1 protein-coding gene is annotated in these 347 nt (G+C 49.0%); it reads right to left on the bottom strand.

The window, feature by feature from the left end; translation table 11 throughout:
* On the bottom strand, positions 1-347 hold a 347-nt coding region (locus Q1A73_RS24500; protein ID WP_299611463.1), incomplete at both ends, for a hypothetical protein.

The following is a 347-nucleotide window of genomic DNA, read 5'->3' as shown; positions in this document are numbered from 1 at the left end:
TCACTAACGCTGGCAACGGTAGGGGTAGCACTGGTCTCATCATCTTCCGCAGGGGTATCCGTATCTGCTGTAGCATCAGGACTACTGTCGGGATCAAAATTATCACTCGCAGTGATCTCTGCAAAGTTCGTATAGTTGCCCGTAGCAGTCACTACTGCCGTATAAGTCAATACTAATGGGGTGGTCGTGGTAACACTTAAGCCACTCCAGCTGATCAAGCCACCACTCTCACTTCCGCCATTACTGATACTTCCTATGGTACTATACCCATCTGGAACCGTATCTCCTACGCCTACTCCCGTAGCATTGTTAGGGCCTCCATTGGTAACCGTAACACTAAAGGTAAC

This window comes from uncultured Aquimarina sp. (genome assembly GCF_947492115.1).
GTDB lineage: Bacteria > Bacteroidota > Bacteroidia > Flavobacteriales > Flavobacteriaceae > Aquimarina.
The sequence above is the reverse complement of the archived record's forward strand: the minus strand, read 5'-3'. Positions and strand labels throughout refer to the sequence as shown.